Consider the following 13581-nt stretch of genomic DNA (forward strand, 5'->3'; position numbering starts at 1 on the left):
ACCATTTTAGTTCTTCTCTCGTCTAATAAGTAACAAGACATTGGGGAGGACTTAAATTGAAATTCAAAAAACGTACGGTAATCTTTACAGCAACAGCGTTACTAACAATCGGGGTATTAAATGATAGCGATTTTGAAAGCAAAGTAAGAGCAACAGAACAAAATACGCCTCTTAAACATGAGGCAGTTACTTCTGAACGATCAAATGAAGTTCTTACACTTAAACAAAATAATGTCGAAGAAAATGAAAAACTGGTAGCAGCTTCGAAAACGAACGTTCCTGTTCAATCTCAAAATGAAAAGACAGTTCAAAATCCAGTTGAAAAAGAAAAAGTAGAACAGCCACAGATTTCCGAAAAGCCTAAAGAAAATAAAATTGAAACAACAAAACCTGCACCAAAGCCTGCTGTTCAGCCTCAAACAAAAAAAGTGGAGGAAAAACCTAAACAAGAAGAGCAAACACAAACAAAAATGCCAGAAACTAAAATCATCGACGGCTACACATACGTGAGCTTAATGGATGACACACATGAGAACTTAAAAGATCTCGTAGCCATCGCAAAGAAACATGATGCTGCTCTTTATGCGATTGAGGATAGTGATTGTTTTTTGATGTTTGATAATTCTACCGATCAAATGATTATGAGTTTTAGCACAGGTATCAATACGACTTCTATAGAAAACGTAGATGTTCTATACGATATGCACCCTACGATTAAAGAACAGATTCAAGAAGTCATTAGAACAGGTAAAGAGATTGAAGTCAAAACTGGTGAATTTGAGAGTTATCATATTTCAACAGTAGATGGAAAGATTAGAGTATCGTTTTAGCGACACAAAAAAAGCCCTACGTAGGGGCTTTTTTTATTTTTTCTTTATCTCTTTTAAAGCGACTACTTTCAACGCCATCAGCTCATCATCCGTAACTTTTTCGAGCAACTTCTCATATACCGCTAGCTTTTCATCTTCGTTCAAGCCTTTACTTACTTTTTCTCTAATCCTTGCTAACTCTTGAACTGAGTATCTTTCAGAGATAAATTGAACAGCATCATTCTTAGTAGTAAATGGCAACTTCTGCTTTGGAGGTTTTCCTGTTTCTATGTACTTTCTAATCTCTGGGTCTTCTAGAAGTTTTGTGATCTCATCTTCATTCGACTTTAATTCTTTTGTGATTTCGATCATTGCTTTTTCGGATGCGTAATCCATCGTGAAGACGTACAATATTACCCCAGTTGTGATAAAAAACATCAATACAACACCTAACCACCATTTGATCACTTCATCACCCGCTATTTAATGAGATAATTCATTCATAACATAACTTACAAAGTTTGGAAAGGAAATGGTGTGATTTTTTATAATTCATACACAGACTTTACACGTGGTATATTCCCTTATGCTATCATTTAATTTAGAATGGTTAATCTTAGCAACTTTTGGAGGAGTGTTATGTCCCGTCTAACCAATCATTTAGTTGTCATTTCATTTGACTGTCTATCTTCCCTTGATTTTCCTATATTAGAGCAGCTTCCGAATTTCAAGGAATTTTTAAATCGAGGCTCACATAGCAAAAAAGTAGAGACAATCTATCCTTCTGTAACGTATCCCTGTCATACCTCGATTGTTACAGGAAGATACCCCAAAAACCACGGAATCGTAAATAACACGTTAACACAGCCGGGCAAAGCTTCGCCTGATTGGTATTGGCACAGAAAACATATTAAAGGAACTACTTTATATGATGAAGCTAAAAAAGCAGGTATGACTACGGGTGCCCTCTTATGGCCAGTCACTGCAAGAGCGAACATCGATTACAACATGCCTGAAATCTTTGCAAACCGTAAGTGGCACCATCAGATTCCTGTATCTCTCTTAAACGGAAGTAAACGATACCAACTTGATTTGAACCGTCGATTCGGACATCTGCGTAGTGGTTTGAACCAGCCTGAGCTTGATGATTTTGTTTTAGAGTCCACAATACATACGATTAAGAATAAAAAACCTCAGCTATTGCTTGTTCATTTTGTTGATCTGGATTCACAGAGGCACTACCATGGATTTTCTTCTGATGAAGCAATGGATGCAATAAAAAGACATGACAACAGACTCGGTAGAATTGTCGAATCCATAAAGGAAGCTGGTATCTATGAAGAAACGACGATCGCCGTATTAGGAGATCATAGCGCACTCGATGAGAGCAAAGCTATTAAACTGAATGTGTTATTGAAAGAACAACAAGTAATAGACACTGATTCTAAAGGGGTTATACAGAATTGGAAAGCCTATTGCAAAAGTTGTGATGGATCAGCATATATTTACCTTAAGGATTCATCTGATATACAAACAAAGGAGGTAGTTAAAAATCTACTTAACCACTTATTGATTGATGAAAGAAATGGTATTGAAAAGATCTACAGTCAAGAAGAAGCAGCTGCCACAGGTGCTGATGATCGTTGTGCGTTTATGGTAGAAGCCAGACGCGGCTTTTATTTTAACGAAGATCATGAAGGCTCTTTTCTGAATGAAATTACTGATCAAGATGTGAGAAGAAAGCGGTATACACATGCGTGTCATGGGTACTCCCCTAAAAAAGAAGACTACACAACTATTCTGTTATTAGCAGGTAAAGGGATAAAAAGAAATGTCGTTGTTCCTTCCATGCATTTAATCGATGAAGGACCTACATTTGCTAAACTATTAGGTCTAGATTTAGGTGAAACAGATGGTAAAGTCGTGCAAGATTTTTTAACCAGCTAGATTTTAAATTCTAGTAGAGAGAGGACAAAACCTATGAAACGGTTTACGAAAGAAGAGAATAGCTGGATGTATTATGATTGGGCAAACTCAGCGTATTCTATCATTATCTCAACAGCTGTATTTCCTTTGTTCTTTAAAGCAGCCGCGACAAACGCAGGAGTCAGTTCATCAGATTCAACGGCTTATTTGGGGTATACAATCGCGATTGCCACATTTATTTTAGCGATGCTTAGCCCCGTTTTAGGTACAATTGCTGATTACAAAGGATTAAAGAAGCGATTCTTCACATTCTTTTTTGCACTTGGTCTTATTTCTACCGCATCATTAGCTTTTATTCCAAGTGATCAATGGCTATTATTATTAATTTTTTATACATTAACTGCAATAGGCTCTAGTGGATCTAATGTCTTTTATGATGCTTTTATAACCGATGTAACAACGGAAGAAAGAATGAACAGAGTGTCATCTAGAGGATTCGGATTAGGATATATCGGGAGTACGATTCCATTTTTGATCAGTATCGCGATTATCGTGTTGGCACAAAATGAAGTTTTGCCTATTTCAACTACTTTAGCTAGCAAGATTGCCTTTTTAATCACTGCCATTTGGTGGGGCATTTTTACGATTCCTATGCTAAAGAACGTTTACCAGAAGTACGGCATCGAACGAGAGCCGAAACCTCTGATAAACAGCTTTAAACGTTTAGGTAAAACAATGAAAGAAATACGAAAGTATCGTGCTTTGTTTTTATTTCTGCTCGCTTATTTCTTTTATATTGATGGAGTAGGAACGATCATTACGATGTCCACTGCTTACGGTTCAGATCTTGGCATTAGTTCTACTAACCTTTTAATCATCCTTTTTGTCACACAGGTGGTCGCTGCCCCTTTTGCCATTCTATACGGAAGGTTAGCAGAGAGATTTACTGGGAAGAAGATGCTTTATGTCGGAATTGTGGTCTACATTATCGTTTGTATTTATGCATATTTCTTAGAAACAACCATGGATTTCTGGATTTTAGCCATGCTAGTTGCTACGTCTCAAGGTGGAATTCAAGCGTTAAGCCGTGCCTATTTTGCAAAACTTGTTCCGAAAGAAAACTCGAATGAATTCTTTGGCTTTTACAATATTTTCGGTAAGTTCGCTTCCATTATGGGGCCGTTGTTAATCGCCGTAACCGCTCAAGTGACTGGAAACTCTGCTAGTGCTGTGTTCAGCCTTGTCGTTCTGTTCATCATTGGAATTACGATTCTTATGTTTGTTCCAGAACCGAAAGTAGATTCATCTCATACGATCAGTGCATAGAAAAAAACTGCTCTCTAGGATTCAGAGAGCAGTTTTTTTGTGCTTTATTTTACAATCCACTTTGGTCCAAGAATGGTTTGGATACGATAAAAGTTTCCATACGCTGCATTTGCTTTATACGTCCCTGGATATAGACTTGCTGCAGCCATTTTATGATTTACATGAGGACGATCATGTAAAGGAACTTTTTGAGTAAGCGTAATGGTTTTTGTTATTGGTGTGATGCGCTTCTCCCAACGCTTGTCCCCTTCTACTGCCATATAAAGTCCTGCTTTTTTATTCCTTGTCCATTCTTCGTTAATAATCGTGATCGGCGGGTTCGTCTCGCCTGCATATGGAGCAAGTTCAAACGTAAAACCAGGGCGTTTGAAGGTTTGGATGAACCAGTCTTTATATCCACCACCACTTGATAGCTGAGTATCAGGAGGAATGAGTCGATAGCCGGTCATGTTAGCCAGGGTTGTACCAAGCGTTTTGTCTCCCTCAAAGGTATTTGTTCCATAATTAAAATGGTAGTATAGTATTCTTCCAGCTGTGTGATAAGAATTTGTAATCTCAGGATCTACGAGATAAGTGAGTGCAGTCATAGCTTTTGCTTCTTTTGTCACAAGTGGAGCACTACCCTTGTAGTCTTTATAAGAAGGCGCTTTCGCATTATTTGAGATCTGTTCCCAACGCGCAGGATATTGTCTGTTCAGATCAACTCCTTGTGCGTTCGACTTCCATCTTTTAAAATCCTTGCTTCCACCATTCATCTTGATGAGGTTAGCATGAGCTGCTGCAGGAAAAGCAGATAAGCCTTTTTGCTGAAGTGTGACACCATCTGGGTTAGTCATTGGTACAAACCAAATCGACGTGTTATTCAATACGTTTGCAACATTGTAACCGTCCATCGTACTGTTGGCTACATAGCGTTCGCTATACTGATCGATCATCTCCATCACGATATTTGTCGTCATCCATTCTCTGGCATGATGAGATGCATTGTAGAGTACCGTCGCATCACCTCTTCCCAGCTTCACTGCCCATATATCTCTGCCATAAGGTGTTTTCCCAAGTGAACGGTATTGGACTAATCCAGGATATTTTTGAGCGAGTGTTTTAATATTACTCGTCATCGTTTCATATGTATACGTTTGATTCGGATTTACATAGCTCGCTGCTTCTCCCTTGTAACTCCAAAATGATAAGCTCCCAAGCAATATCCCCATGAACAACACTAAACCTTTTTTCAAAGTCTTCTCTCCTCCCAACGAAACCTTTATTATTTGAGTATATTAATAGTATAGATAAGGAAATGTAACGCTTCGCATGAGAATAGTCACCTTTAATGTTTCAATTTGATTACCGTAATTAAGTCAAACTTCACATAAATTTGGTATATAAAAGTAAATAACAATTTTTATTGTATAAAATTATTCATATTTGGTTTTGCATACTTCAAATTTTGGGAAGAGTAGTAGAACGAGGATGACATAATAAGAGGGAATGCAGAACATGAAAGAGAATCAAGACAATAATAATAAAAATGGCAAAAAAGCAGCTGTTCCAGATCGGCAATACTTTTTTCCAGTTCAAATTATCGAATATTTTATTGAAGAGGGTAAGGCGTCTTTACAAGTTTCAAACTTAGCACAATTCATTTTATCTTTTATGGCAGGTGCTTTTATCGCATTTGGCGCATTAGGTTCCGTTTTATTATCCATGGGGGTCGAAACGTCTGGTCCCTTTAACCTTTTATCAGGGGTTGGATTTGCTATCGGATATACGATGATCTTTCTATCAGGATCGATCCTATTTACAGAGATCAATGTCTTACTGCCCAGCTATATTTTACAATCTAAGTACTGGATCAGTAAAAAGGTACTGAGGTTTTGGGGAATCTGTTATATCGGTAACTTTTTAGGAGCATTGTTTGTTGGGTTTCTACTTAATATGTCAGGTTCATTAGACAAAGAATTTTACGAGATACTTTTAAAGTTCATGGAAAAAAAGATGGAGTTTACTGAACGAGGCACATGGGGTTGGTTTCAAGTATTATTCTCTGGTATTCTTGCAAACTGGCTTATTGGAATTGCAGCCGTTCTTGCTACGGCAGCAAGAGATGTAATGGGTAAAATTTTTGGAATTCTTTTACCTGTTATCATATTTGAAGCAGGAAATTTCCAACACGCCGTGGCGAACATGGGGTATTTTAGCATTACCGTGTTAGAAGGATTTGAATACAGTTGGTATGAATTTATTCTTCTTAATTTAATTCCTGCTACGATAGGTAACTTGATCGGTGGAGGGATATTAGTATCATTGTTACTTTCCTTCGCTTTTAAAGAAGACATTGATGATGATATCGTGAAAGAGGAAGAAGAGGAAGTAGAAAAGATAAAACATAAGATGGAATAATTGTAAAACACCTTTATTGTGATATACAGTAAGGGTGTTTTTTGTTAGAGTTTCAGTAGAATGTTGATTATTTTTATATAGGGGATGAACCAATTTGCCTTATCAAACGAAACTTGCTTTTTTATATGTAGCAATCGGTGCGTCTCTTTGGGGAATCATCGGTTTTTTCGTTAAAGAGCTCTCACAGGCGGGATTTACATCCTTGCAGATTGTTTTTTTAAGAGCTGCCAGCGCATTTCTATTATTTCTGGCATGGATTATTGTACAAAAATCTAGCCTGCTAAAGATCGATGTAAAGGATATTTGGTATTTCTTAGGTACAGGTATTTTGAGTGTATCCTTTTTCAATTGGTGTTATTTTACGACGATACAAACATCCTCACTAGCTATTGCTGCTATTCTTTTGTATACAGCCCCAGCATTTGTGCTTGTCATATCAGCTATTATTTTTAAAGAGCAGTTGACCCGGCAGAAACTCTTTGCACTCGCTGCTACCTTCTTTGGCTGTACACTTGTCTCAGGTCTGTTCTCTGCTCAATTAGAACTCTCAATGTTGAGTCTTTTGATAGGTTTAGGGGCTGGTTTTGGCTATTCACTTTACAGCATTTTTGGTAAGTTAGCTAGCCGAAAATATGAAACGTTAACCATCAGTATCTATACTTTTTTCTTTGCTATGCTTGCTCTATTTCCTATCAGTGGTATATCCTCTGTTGATCTCCAAGTCTTTAGCCCTGCTGTTTTAATGAACGTGCTCGGTCTTGGTCTTTTTCCAACCGTATTTGCTTACTGGTTCTATACCCAAGGCTTACAACAAATAGATGCGAGTAAAGCATCCATCGTGTCTACTATCGAACCTGTAGTAGCAACTTTGATGGGTATGATGCTGTACAAAGAATCCATCTCCACTGTTCAAGGTATTGGTATTCTATTTGTATTAGGTGCCGTTCTTATGATCCAAGAACGAACGGGAAAGTCCGTTCAATCTTCTGCCGCTCAAAAATAGCCAATAGAAAAGGTGCAGCTCATTGCTGCACCTTCTTTACTTTATAGGATAGAACTTAAGAAATCTTTCGTGCGCTCTTCTTTCGGAGCATCAAAAAGCTCTTCTGGCTTTCCTCTTTCCCAGATCTGTCCATCGTGCATGTAAACGACCTCATCTGCTACCTCTTTCGCAAAGCCCATCTCATGCGTCACAACGACCATGGTCATCCCTTCTTGCGCTAGCTCTTTCATTGTGGCGAGCACTTCTCCTACAAGTTCTGGATCGAGTGCTGATGTTGGTTCATCAAAAAGCATGATATCTGGTTTCATCGCAAGCGCTCTTGCGATAGCAACACGCTGCTTTTGTCCACCGGATAATTTCGCTGGATAAACATCTGCTTTATCAGAAAGACCCACCTTACCAAGTAAAGCTTTTGCTTCCTGTTCTGCTTCTGATTTATTTTGGTTTTTTACTTTAAGAGGAGCTTCCATCACATTCTCCAATACCGTTTTGTGAGGAAACAAGTTAAAGTGCTGAAAAACCATCCCTACTCTTTGGCGTACTTCATTTAAGTTATGAGTTTTCGGATCAATTTCTTCTCCTTCAATGACAATTCTTCCACCGTTTTTAATCTCAAGGAAATTGATGCATCTGAGAAGAGTACTTTTTCCAGAACCACTGGCACCAATTAATACTACAACTTCGCTCTCTTGTACGTTTAGATTCACTTCTTTTAATACTTCTAGATCTCCAAAACTCTTTTTCAAGTTTTCAATGCGTATCATTTCTTTTTTCAACTCAGACACCTCCTATTCCCCAGCTGATAGTTTCTTCTCTAATAGGTTAACCAGTAATGTGAAAAGAAGAACGAGTATTAGATAGTATAGACCTACGATAATCAGGTATGTCATCTCATCAAATGTTCTAGATCCTTGTGTCGTTGCAATACTGAACAACTCGTTAAGGGCAATAAATGATGCAAGAGATGAATCCTTCAGACCAATAATAAATTGGTTACCTAAAGGAGGTAACGCTCGTTTAAAGGCTTGCGGCAGGATGATTCTTCTCATCGCCAAACCATATGTCATACCTAATGAACGTCCTGCCTCCATCTGCCCTTTATCTACAGACTGAATAGAACCCCTGAAGATCTCCGCAATATAAGCACCATTATGCATAGCAAGTCCAAATGCCGCCGACCAGAAGGCAGAAATACCTAATTCCGCTAGACCAAAGTAAAAAATAAAAATCTGTACGATCAACGGGGTACCGCGAATAAGTGCAATATAAATGTTCGCTATCCAATTCAAAACTTTAATTCCTGAGATTTTAAATAACGCAAAAATGAGTCCGATTACCGTACCGATCAAAACCGATACAAAGGTAAGCTGAAGTGTGACCCATAGTCCCTTCATGAAGAGTGGATAACTTTCTACTAATACGTCTAAAATGTGTGCGAGATCAAACATGCCATTGTCCTCCCCTTTTCATTCTCTTTTTAAATGGTGTTGTGGTGTGTTGAACTGTTTGTATAAAAGAAAGCCACCCTACACGTAACCTCATGAGGGCGGCTCCACCATTATTCAGGCTTCTTCGTGATATCAGCACCGACGTATTCTTCACTAAGCTTCGCAAGCTCACCGTTATCCTTCATTTTCTTTAATGCCTTATTTACCGCTTTCAGCAATTCTTTATCTTCTTTTTTAATAGCGATTGCTTGTTCACTCGTACCAAGCTGCTCTTGTTCAACGATCTTAAATCCTTTTTCAATCGCTTGTTTACCAGTGATTGCGTCAGTGATTACCGCATCGTGTTTCCCTTCACTCAACGCACGCAATGCTGTCGCATCACTATCATAGTTTTTAATCTGATCTGTGAAATCTTGTGCAGATTTTTCATAGGTAGAACCTTTTGAAACAGCAACTTCTTTTCCTTTTAAATCTTCTTTTGTTTTAATATCACTGTCTGGTCTTGTAAAGATTACCGGACCTGAGTAATAATAGGGCTCGCTGAAATTCACTGCTTTCTTTCGGTCTTCAGTGATTGTATGGCTTGCCACTGCTGCGTCAAAACGATCTGCCTTAATAGCGGATACAGCGCCGTGGAATTTAAACTTTTCTGGGACAGGCTTTAGACCAAGTTCTTTGGCAATCGCCTTACCAACTGCAACATCAAATCCTGTTAGTTCTCCGCCTTTATCAACTGAGCTGAATGGTGGAAACTCTCCTGATACGATGAAATTAAATTCACCTTCGTTTTTTAATTCTGGACCTCCGTCACTTGACTCACTGCTGCCACATGCAGCTAGAACAAACATTGAAAAAACGACAGCTAAAATACCAATCTTCTTTTTAAAATCCTTCATTCTTATCCTCCTTGAATATCCCTTTTTGTACATCCCCCTACTAGACAAGGGTAGCATGAATTAGAAATGTTCACAATTTTACGTTAATTCTCACCTATCAAAAAGATCAGATTTTTCATGCATCTTGTATATGGTTACCCTATACAAAAAAACCGTAAACACTTATTTAGCAAGCAAAAATAAAACACATTTCAGGAAGCCGAAATGTGTTTTATCAAATCTTATGGTAATAGCTTTGTCGGCAGCAATATCGTGACCGTTGTCCCAATATCTAACATACTTTCAAAGGTAATGTTTCCATGATGATTTTCAATGATCTTCAATGATACCATGAGGCCTAGTCCAATTCCTTTTTCTTTATTGGAATAAAAGGGTTCCCCAAGTCTCGCAAGACGTTCTTCGCTTATCCCTACTCCTTGATCAGTAACCTTAATAAAAACATAGCCTTCATCATGTGCTCCTGTTTCTACAAAAATGGTGCCTCCGCTATCCATGGATTCTATAGCATTCTTGATAACATTGATGATGACTTGTTTAATTTGATTTCCTTCACAAAGAATCTGAGGCACGTTCATTAAATGCGTCTCAAATTGAACGTTATTAAGGTTTGCTTCTGAATCTAACAAAGTGATGGTCTGTTTAATAAAATCATTCACGTTTCTATGTTGAAAAAACGTTTCTTGATGTGGTTTAGCTAATACTAAAAATTCAGTAATGATCGATTCGATCCGATCCATCTCTGATAAGATGATCTCGCTATGAAGATCTTCCATATCTGCTTTCATGAGTTGGACGAACCCCTTGATACTAGTGAGCGGATTACGGATCTCATGAGCGATACCTGCAGCTAGCTCACCCACGACGGTAAGCTTATCAGATTTTCTAAGCAGCTCTTCTTTTTCTTTTAAATCTGTAATATCTTCAGAGATTCCTGCGATTCGATAGATCTCTTCCTCGTCATTGGTGATTGGAAATGCTCTTGTTCGGATCCAGCGGACTCTGTTATTTTTCCCATGTATCCGATATTCAATCTGTGATTCACCTTTTGCGATTAATTTGATGAACGCTGAGACTGCTTCTTGATCTTCCGAGTGAACGTCTGTAAAAACAGATTCAATGAGATCACTCTCTTCAGTATCCCATATTTGCTTAAAAGCTTTTGATATGTAAAGAAGCTGATGCGTTTTGTAATCTTGCATCCAAAAGATGTCTTTTGCATTCTCAGCAAATTGACGGAACCTTTCCTCACTCTCTCGAAGTCCTAGTTCCATTCTCTTGCTTTGAGTGATATCTCTTGAAACGCCGACTATTCCTTCTACTTGACCTTGATCATTTTTTATAGGAGACAAGATAGCTTGGTAATAGAGACGTTCACCACCACGCACATTACTCCATTCATAAAACTGAGATTTACCCTGCAAAACAAGACGACATGCTTTTTCTTGCCCTTCAGCAATCTCAGCGCCAAAAACTTCGCGAACGGTCTTCCCTAAAAAGTAGGATGGCTTCACACCATGTTTCTCCATCCATCGTCCATAGATGCCTGTATGTACAAAATTAGTGTCTAACGTAAAGACGGTGTCTTCCATTGAATTTACGAGCGAGTAAAACCGCTGCTGACTGCGATTCAACATTTTTTCTGTACGTTTTAACTGCTGATTATCCGTTAAAGTAATAACGGATAGATCGCTCAAATTATTCTTAAGAGGAACGATTGAAACAGACAACGAAGACGAAAAGCCTGTGTTGTTACAGATTAAATCTATTTCGACCTGATATTCTTGTGTTTTGTTTTTTACATGTTGAAGGTAAGCTTCTTTAAGTGACCATTTCTCACTGTTTGAATCTGTAATAAAGAACGGAAGCTCATATAGAAATGCGCCTTCAACTTCAGAATCAGTCAATCTTAACATGCCACACGCTTTTGTATTGGCATAAAGAATCGTGCCACATGTTTCTAACACGATAATCCCGCTATTAACCGCTTCATAGAACGTGTGCATCAATTGTTTTTTATTTTGTAATTCAAACGAAGTCTCTCGCATGTTCTACATCCTTGTTGAATTATTTTTAAAGTATTTACAAGAAATGCCTTTTCTCTATTTTTCTATTAAATACAAAAAAACACAAGAGTTATTTTCCTCTTTTTGGATTCGCATTAATGTTTATCCTTAAACACTCGGATGGAATTGTCCAGGTTGATACTTCAAATGAAAAACAACTCTATTAGAACATTGCAAAAATTTTTACTTTCAGTTAGTAATATAGAAAAACACACTGACTATTTATCAGTGTGCTTCAATAAAGCTTTATTAAACGATAGAGCATCTCCTATACTTTTAGAGTCGGATAAAATCTCATGAGGTGCATTTGCTTCACCTATTAAATAGCCAACAAATTCAGTACCTAAAAAGTCAAATATATATTGAAATTGCTGAATTAATGGTAGTCCCTTTATTCGAGGATAGTCTCCGCCAACTATAATTACATAAGCTTTTTTTTCGCTCATGCTTTTCTTAAAGTTTAATGTTTCATCTCTTAAGCTCTGTGAGAAACGATCTACAAAGTTTTTCATAACCCCACTCATTCCATACCAGTAAACAGGAGTAGCAAAAATAAGTACGTCATGCTGTAGAATCTGGTTGATTAACTCTTCATAATCGTCGTCTACCTTAACAAATCCTCCTTCATCGTGGCGTAGATCATCTATAGGATTTATCTTGTGGTTTTTGAGGTAAAAAGAAGTATACGGAATCCCGTCTAATGCCTTTTGAGTCAGAGCATCCGTATTTCCGTTTTCTCTTGAGCTTCCGTTGATTACTGCGATTTTCATTCTTATCACCTTTCTGTTACATATCTTGTTTTTACTAGAATTACTTTTGATTTTATAGTAATCTCATAAAAATTAAAAACAGAGAATAGAGTAAAAGATAACAAGTTAGGAGGTCTATAATGATTGTATACACCATTATCTGCTTAATTGCATTCTCTCTTCTAACAATACATGATTCTAAGAAGATGAAACAAGTCATCTGGCCGTTATATGGAATAATAGGCATCGTGTGCTTCATCTCTTTATTCTCATTAACACCTGATACTGTGACTTATGTATATTGGGTAAGATTATTCTTTCTTCTATTGACCATACCTTTGTTCATCCTTGTCGTTCGTAAAGTGTGGCAGCTCAGTTCAGGAACAACAAGATGGATTCAGTACACAGTGTCTATTCCAATCTCTATTCTATTTATCTTTACACTATGGTTATGCTGGAACATGTTTCCGATCTTTATGTATGTTCTATGATATGCATTCTATAAGAAAACCAAACACCCGCCTTCTTAAATAACTGAAGGCGGGTGTTTAGTTTTGAAGGTTACGACTGTCCTAGTGAGATGTACAAAGAAGCACTATTTGTCTTTGTTGGGGGTCTGACCCCCTTGCATGAGTGAGAGCACTTCTTTAACGATCGTGTTTATCTTTTGGTTGATAAAATCCTCTCCAAAGCTTTCTTTGGCTTGCCTGATTGCCGCTATGACCTCTTCATCATATTGAATCAGCTCTTCATCATCTTCAGCTTCGTTGTACAAATCAATCATGCTGTCTAAACCCTCTTGCATGCGATCTATCGCTTCACTATATTTCTCTCGATCTTCCTTATTATATTTCAACTTCATCACCCACTCTCAGTTTTTCCATCTATGAGCGCTATCAAACTTCATAAAAATCTACTCTTGTGACTTTCTTCCCTATTTTTTAATAGGAAAGTATACTAT

Annotated in this window: 14 protein-coding genes; 6 read left to right on the forward strand and 8 right to left on the reverse strand. The window is 37.7% G+C overall.

From position 1 onward, the window contains the following. Positions 1-56: 56 nt before the first annotated feature. Positions 57-830: a hypothetical protein gene (locus tag HU823_RS17170; RefSeq protein WP_197222813.1), complete on the forward strand. Its 774-nt coding sequence runs from the start codon at positions 57-59 to the stop codon at positions 828-830. 33 nt (positions 831-863) lie between these two features. Here the strand turns inward: HU823_RS17170 and HU823_RS17175 are convergent, their stop codons facing one another. Then, positions 864-1277 carry a hypothetical protein gene (locus tag HU823_RS17175; protein WP_144698408.1) on the reverse strand — a complete coding sequence of 138 codons (414 nt, stop codon included), beginning with the start codon at positions 1275-1277 and terminating at the stop codon, positions 864-866. A 171-nt stretch (positions 1278-1448) separates the two neighbouring features. Here HU823_RS17175 and HU823_RS17180 point away from each other — a divergent pair, with 171 nt between their 5' ends. Further along, the gene (locus tag HU823_RS17180) at positions 1449-2756 is read left to right on the forward strand and encodes an alkaline phosphatase family protein (RefSeq protein WP_144698407.1); all 1308 of its coding nucleotides are present in this window, start codon (positions 1449-1451) and stop codon (positions 2754-2756) included. Between the two features lie 33 nt (positions 2757-2789). Then, positions 2790-4061, forward strand: coding sequence for an MFS transporter (locus HU823_RS17185; protein WP_197222814.1), 1272 nt, complete (start codon positions 2790-2792; stop codon positions 4059-4061). A gap of 44 nt (positions 4062-4105) precedes the next feature. Here HU823_RS17185 and HU823_RS17190 read toward each other — a convergent pair whose 3' ends face one another. After that, positions 4106-5296, reverse strand: coding sequence for a M14 family zinc carboxypeptidase (locus HU823_RS17190; RefSeq protein ID WP_197222815.1), 1191 nt, complete (start codon positions 5294-5296; stop codon positions 4106-4108). A gap of 262 nt (positions 5297-5558) precedes the next feature. Here HU823_RS17190 and HU823_RS17195 point away from each other — a divergent pair, with 262 nt between their 5' ends. Together HU823_RS17195 and HU823_RS17200 are read left to right on the forward strand one after the other, a co-directional pair. Then, positions 5559-6461 carry a formate/nitrite transporter family protein gene (locus HU823_RS17195; protein WP_231607517.1) on the forward strand — a complete coding sequence of 301 codons (903 nt, stop codon included), beginning with the start codon at positions 5559-5561 and terminating at the stop codon, positions 6459-6461. Positions 6462-6555: 94 nt separating this feature from the next. Further along, positions 6556-7464: a DMT family transporter gene (locus HU823_RS17200; RefSeq protein WP_144698399.1), complete on the forward strand. Its 909-nt coding sequence runs from the start codon at positions 6556-6558 to the stop codon at positions 7462-7464. A 41-nt stretch (positions 7465-7505) separates the two neighbouring features. On the opposite strand, the gene HU823_RS17205 is transcribed toward HU823_RS17200, so the two are convergent. The 5 genes from HU823_RS17205 to HU823_RS17225 form a co-directional block, all read right to left on the reverse strand. Further along, positions 7506-8228 carry an amino acid ABC transporter ATP-binding protein gene (locus tag HU823_RS17205; protein WP_197222864.1) on the reverse strand — a complete coding sequence of 241 codons (723 nt, stop codon included), beginning with the start codon at positions 8226-8228 and terminating at the stop codon, positions 7506-7508. 24 nt (positions 8229-8252) lie between these two features. Further along, the gene (locus tag HU823_RS17210; protein WP_137788536.1) at positions 8253-8912 is read right to left on the reverse strand and encodes an amino acid ABC transporter permease; all 660 of its coding nucleotides are present in this window, start codon (positions 8910-8912) and stop codon (positions 8253-8255) included. Positions 8913-9022: 110 nt separating this feature from the next. Then, entirely contained in the window at positions 9023-9808 is a 786-nt protein-coding gene (locus HU823_RS17215) for a transporter substrate-binding domain-containing protein (protein ID WP_144698397.1), read from the reverse strand. 221 nt (positions 9809-10029) lie between these two features. Then, entirely contained in the window at positions 10030-11853 is a 1824-nt protein-coding gene (locus HU823_RS17220) for a PAS domain-containing sensor histidine kinase (RefSeq protein WP_144698395.1), read from the reverse strand. 236 nt (positions 11854-12089) lie between these two features. Further along, positions 12090-12635 (reverse strand): flavodoxin family protein, encoded by a 546-nt coding sequence (locus HU823_RS17225; protein ID WP_186320616.1) that lies wholly within the window; start codon positions 12633-12635, stop codon positions 12090-12092. 125 nt (positions 12636-12760) lie between these two features. Between HU823_RS17225 and HU823_RS17230 the strand changes: the two genes are divergently transcribed. Further along, positions 12761-13111, forward strand: a complete 351-nt coding sequence (locus tag HU823_RS17230) for a hypothetical protein (RefSeq protein WP_144698392.1) — start codon at positions 12761-12763, stop codon at positions 13109-13111. A 104-nt stretch (positions 13112-13215) separates the two neighbouring features. On the opposite strand, the gene HU823_RS17235 is transcribed toward HU823_RS17230, so the two are convergent. Next, entirely contained in the window at positions 13216-13476 is a 261-nt protein-coding gene (locus tag HU823_RS17235) for a hypothetical protein (protein WP_231607518.1), read from the reverse strand. Positions 13477-13581: the final 105 nt, after the last annotated feature.

Source organism: Fictibacillus sp. 18YEL24, from assembly GCF_015903855.1.
In the GTDB taxonomy this organism is placed as follows: domain Bacteria; phylum Bacillota; class Bacilli; order Bacillales; family Fictibacillaceae; genus Fictibacillus; species Fictibacillus phosphorivorans_C.